Origin of the sequence: Gordonia sp. UBA7860, from assembly GCF_002500165.1 — a bacterium.
Taxonomy (GTDB): domain Bacteria; phylum Actinomycetota; class Actinomycetes; order Mycobacteriales; family Mycobacteriaceae; genus Gordonia; species Gordonia sputi.
The window spans coordinates 49,885-53,209 of record NZ_DLSO01000014.1 but is presented as its reverse complement, the minus strand read 5'-3'; the positions used below and the strand labels follow the sequence as shown (position 1 = coordinate 53,209).

The following is a 3,325-nucleotide window of genomic DNA, read 5'->3' as shown; positions in this document are numbered from 1 at the left end:
TTCCCCTACTTTCCGCGCGGGCGTCGGCCGGGCACAACGCCCACGGCCTCGGCGTCAACCGAGCTCGGCGACGCCCAGCGCCCGCAGGACGGTCGCGAGCTTCGCCGACGTCTCGTCGAGCTCCGCCTGCGGCTCCGACCCGGCGACGATGCCGCCGCCCGCCCAGGTGCGGACGTGGTGACGGTCGTCGGACAGTTCGAGCGAACGGATCGTCACCATCCACTCGCCGTCGCCGGCGGCGCCCGACCATCCGACGGCGCCAGCGTAGAATCCACGACGCTCCTCGTGGGTCGAGATGAATTGTGCTGCAACATCTCCCGGTGTTCCACACACTGCAGGGGTCGGGCTCAACAACAGCGCGAGGTCGAGGGCGGTGATCGTCGGGTCGGTCAGCACACCGCGAATCGGTGTCGCCAGATGCCACATCTCGCCGGTCGAGACGAGCGACGGCTGATCGGACACGTCGAGTTCGCGACAGATCGGCTCGAGCGCATCACGAAGATGCTCGACGACGAATGCGTGCTCGGCCCGGTCCTTCGTCGAAGCCAGCAGTGCGCGCCCGGCGGCGTGATCGACGTCGGGGTCTGCTGATCGCGCCGCCGATCCGGCATAGGGACGGCACGTCACCTCCAGACCTTGCTTGCGCAGCAACACTTCTGGGCTCGCTCCGAGGAGCCATCGGGCTCGCGGGTCGGTGTGCTCGTCGACGCTGAGGTCGACGAGAAACGCAGAGTGCTCGGCGTTTCCGTACGCCAGTGCCTCGAGAAGTCGATCCGGGTCGACGGGCGGTTCGACGTCGAATTCGACGGCGCGGGCGAGCACGACCTTCGACAACGCCCCCGCGTCGATCTCGTCGATGGCACGTGCGACCCGGTCCCGATGCGTCGCGGCGTCGGGAATCAGCGTGACGTGCTCGGCGTGGGCGGGTTCGGGTGCTTTCCCCATGATCGCAGAACCGCTGTGCGTGATGGTCTCGGGAACCAGCAGCGCGGCGTCGTCGGCCGAGGTGAACCCGATCGCCCCCGTGATGGCGCCGATGCGCCCGGAACGCAACGCCTCGGCGGCCTCGGTGGCATCGGTGAATCCCGCTGATGCGCCGCGCGCACGAACCGTGCCGTGCGGCCTGGACAGGACGAATACCTCCGAAGCTGGCATGGATTCACGCTACCGGTTGCGTGGAAGTGCAACCGCGTACAGGCCGATCAGGCTGGCGCACAGAATCTGGGTCACTAACACGCTCGGTGATCGCGCCCTCGGCCGCCTTTCGTCCACGCTGAGCGAAAGTTGACAGCTCAGCGTCGTGTCGGTGATCCTGGGAACAGGTCATGAGTGCCAGCGACAAGCCCCGGCTAGCTGGTCGGCAACCCTCCTCCGCGGTGGGGTGCTCCGGGTGACGACCTGGCCGTGCCCAGGGTGGGTACGGCAAGCGTGGATTCCAAGGAGACTATTCGATGACTGCTGTCGTCACCCGTTCGCACACCGATTTCTCACAGGTCAAGGCTATTTCGACTACGCAGAGCCCGACTATCGCCCCACTTGCAGAGGTTGTCGGCGCCGCCGAATGCGCGCCGCTTTCCGACGGTACGACGGTGCGCTACGCCAAGTTCGACTACGCCGCCAGCGCCCCGGCGCTCACCGCGGTGGCGCGCGCCGTTGCCGACTCGCTGAGCACCTACGCCAGCGTGCACCGCGGCGCCGGACACCTGTCGCAGGTCACGACGCGCCGCTACGAGGAGTGCCGCGAGACGGTTCGACGCTTCGTCCGCGGTCGCGCCGACGACGCCGTCGTGTTCACCCGCAACACCACCGACGCGATCAACCTCGCGGCGCATGTGACGCCCGGCGACGTCGTCGTTCTCGACATCGAGCACCATGCGAACCTGCTCCCGTGGGTCGAACGCAAGGACAAGTGGACCCGCATCGTCGAAGTTGCTTCGACCATCGACGACACCCTTGCCGCCGTCGAGCGTGAACTGGCAGCCAAGCCCGCCGCGCTACTGGCGGTGACCGCGGCGTCGAACGTGACCGGCGAGGTCCTCCCGATCTCGCGACTCGCATCGATCGCGCACCGGCACGGAGCCCGAATCCTCGTCGACGCAGCGCAACTCGTCGCTCATCGCCCGGTGTCGATCGTCAGTCACGGCATCGACTACCTCGTCTTCTCGGGGCACAAGCTCTACGCGCCGTTCGGTGCAGGTGTGCTGATCGGACGCACCGACTGGCTCGACGCCGCGCAGCCGTATCTGGCAGGCGGAGGCGCCACGGCAGATGTCGACGTCGAGGCGGGCTGCGCGTCGGTGTCGTGGCATACGGGCGCCGCGCGTCACGAAGCGGGATCTCCTAATGTGTTGGGCGCCATCGCGATTGCTGCCGCGTGCGACGCGATCGCCGATCTCGGACACGAGTGGATCGGCGCACACGAGGCGTACCTGTGCGCACAACTCGACGCCGGACTCGCCGAGATCGACGGCGTCACCCCGTTGCGTGTTTTCGACGACGGCCTCGAGCGCGTCGGCATCGCAGGCTTCACAGTCGACGGCCACACCCCGCGCGAGGTCGCGGAGTACCTGAGCTCCGAACACGGCATCGGCGTGCGCGACGGAAAGTTCTGCGCGCACCCGCTTCTCGACCGACTCGGCCATCCCGACGGTGCCGTGCGCGCGAGCTTCGGGCTCGGCAGCTCGTCCGACGACGTCGACCGCCTGCTCCACGCGTTGCGCTGCCTGAGCGATCGCAGCGCCGACGCCCCCGACATCCACCACCGAAAGGCACACTCGTGACGATCCAATCGAGTTCTCCGACAGACATTCTCGCCGACCAGCTCCTCGCTGCCGACACCGGCGTCATCACCATCGGCCGCCCGGCGCTGCGGGTTGCGATTGTCGGCGACGCCGCTGCGACGGAACTGCCCATCGTCGTACGACGTTCGACGCTGCGCGACGCTCAGCGGACCCGCTCGCTACTGCGGGCCGGCACCCGTGACACCGCGAACTTCTCGGTCGCATTGGCTGTCGAGGTTGCGATCGCACCGCATCCGGGGTCGGCGCGTGCGTCCGTCGCCTCGGTGCCGGTTGCGGGTGATTCCGCAGAAACCGTGCGTTACGTCGGCACCCCACACGGCCTGGCCACACTGATCCGCGACATCTACGCGGCCGAGGTCGCCGACGCCGTGCTCATCGTGCCGATCGACGGCTCGGCCACCGAGCACCGCGTGCGCGCAGAGGTGCTGCCGCAGTTCGAGTCTCGCCGGGCTGCGTGATCTCGACAGGCTCGATCAGCGGGTAAGACCCTCGGTCGGCGGGTCGGGCTCGGTCGGCGTGATCTC

At 68.1% G+C, this 3,325-nt stretch carries 3 protein-coding genes and 1 riboswitch; of the genes, 2 read left to right on the top strand and 1 reads right to left on the bottom strand.

All coding sequences use genetic code 11. The features are described 5' to 3' along the window. Positions 1 to 54: 54 nt before the first annotated feature. Positions 55 to 1,155, bottom strand: a complete 1,101-nt coding sequence (locus B3T59_RS02145) for an isochorismate synthase (protein ID WP_064904811.1) — start codon at positions 1,153 to 1,155, stop codon at positions 55 to 57. A gap of 166 nt (positions 1,156 to 1,321) precedes the next feature. Further along, positions 1,322 to 1,435: riboswitch (SAM riboswitch) on the top strand. A 16-nt stretch (positions 1,436 to 1,451) separates the two neighbouring features. On the opposite strand from B3T59_RS02145, the gene B3T59_RS02140 reads away from it, so the two are divergent. After that, positions 1,452 to 2,780 (top strand): aminotransferase class V-fold PLP-dependent enzyme, encoded by a 1,329-nt coding sequence (locus B3T59_RS02140; RefSeq protein WP_287001383.1) that lies wholly within the window; start codon positions 1,452 to 1,454, stop codon positions 2,778 to 2,780. After that, on the top strand, positions 2,777 to 3,259 hold the full coding sequence (locus B3T59_RS02135; protein ID WP_005207563.1) for a hypothetical protein: 483 nt from the start codon (positions 2,777 to 2,779) through the stop codon (positions 3,257 to 3,259). Before B3T59_RS02140 ends, B3T59_RS02135 begins: the two co-directional genes overlap by 4 nt. Positions 3,260 to 3,325: the final 66 nt, after the last annotated feature.

What these genes read in the sequence shown, in the direction of transcription:
- B3T59_RS02145 (WP_064904811.1), bottom strand. Translation starts at nt 1,155, where the DNA reads ATGCCAGCTTCGGAGGTATTCGTCCTGTCCAGGCCGCACGGCACGGTT.
- B3T59_RS02140 (WP_287001383.1), top strand. Translation starts at nt 1,452, where the DNA reads ATGACTGCTGTCGTCACCCGTTCGCACACCGATTTCTCACAGGTCAAG.